General features: G+C 43.3%; 2 protein-coding genes. Both read left to right on the top strand.

What is annotated here, in order from left to right:
- On the top strand, positions 1-849 hold an 849-nt coding region (locus tag NSP_RS16460; RefSeq protein ID WP_017804245.1), incomplete at its 5' end, for a DUF2887 domain-containing protein.
- A gap of 85 nt (positions 850-934) precedes the next feature.
- Positions 935-1,304: DUF2887 domain-containing protein (locus tag NSP_RS16455; protein WP_017804244.1), on the top strand; the 370-nt coding region annotated here is incomplete at its 3' end.

Here is a 1,304-nt window from a genome sequence, read left to right as displayed (position 1 = left end):
AAGCTATTTTACCGTATATTCCTAACTCAACCAGGTATCCTTGCCGAACTGATACCGGGAATTCCCCCAGACTGTGAGTTTGAATACTGCGCCCCTGTGATTAAAGAACAGGAATTTCGCCACGATGGGGTATTAACTCCCATAGGGGAAGACATCAACCTACCCATAGTATTTCTGGAAGCCCAAATGCAACCAGATAAAGGTTTTTATGGGCGCTATTTTGCAGAAGTTTACTTATATCTGAAACAATACAACATCAGCGGATCATGGCGGGGACTAATCATCCTCAAATCCCGCAGTCATGAACTGGGGTCAGAAATACCTTATGGAGATTTAGAGCAAAAAGTACAGAGACTTTACCTGGAAGACTTGCTATTAGAGACAGACCTAAGTCCTAACCTGGGAATATTACAGTTAATTGTTCTCCCTCAAAACCGGGTAGGTGAAGCAGCCCAAAAACTACTGCAAAACGTAGAGAACAAAACACAATTCACACAAAGACTAGACCTGATCGAGGCTATACTAGTAAGCAAATTCCCCCAAATCAGTCCAGAGGAAATATTGAAGATGTTAGACCTGAAAACAGCAGATATTACCCAGACAAGATTCTATCGGGATGTGTTTCAACTAGGAGCTAAGGAGGGTAAAGCCGAAGGTAGACAGGAGGGTGAAGCCCAGCTAATTATCCGTCTGTTGAACCGTCGCTGTGGGGTATTGTCCCCCAACCAAGAAGCTCAAATCCGTTCCTTAGACCTGAATCAACTGGAGTCCCTAGGGGAAGCCCTCCTAGACTTTACTACCATTGCTGACCTAGAAGCCTGGTTAAATGGTACACATCAGGAAAAATAGGAATATTAATTAAATATACTAGTTAGGGTGCGATCGCCTACCTATACTAATACTAGTGGTGGTGCGATCGCATCTCTCAAAGAAAATGAAAACAGATAAGCTATTTTACCGTATATTCCTAACTCAACCAGGTATCCTTGCCGAACTTATACCGGGAATTCCCCCAGACTGTGAGTTTGAATACTGCGCCCCTGTGATCAAAGAACAGGAATTTCGCCACGATGGGGTATTAACTCCCATAGGGGATGACCTCAACCTACCCATAGTATTTCTAGAAGCCCAAATGCAACCAGATAAGGGTTTTTATGGGCGCTATTTTGCAGAAGTTTACTTATATCTGAAACAATACAACATCAGCGGATCATGGCGGGGACTAATCATCCTCAAATCCCGCAGTCATGAACTGGGGTCAGAAATACCTTATGGAGATTTAGAGCAAAAAGTACAGAGACTTT

This window comes from Nodularia spumigena CCY9414, from assembly GCF_000340565.2.
GTDB lineage: Bacteria > Cyanobacteriota > Cyanobacteriia > Cyanobacteriales > Nostocaceae > Nodularia > Nodularia spumigena.
This window is presented reverse-complemented; position numbering and strand designations above follow the sequence as displayed.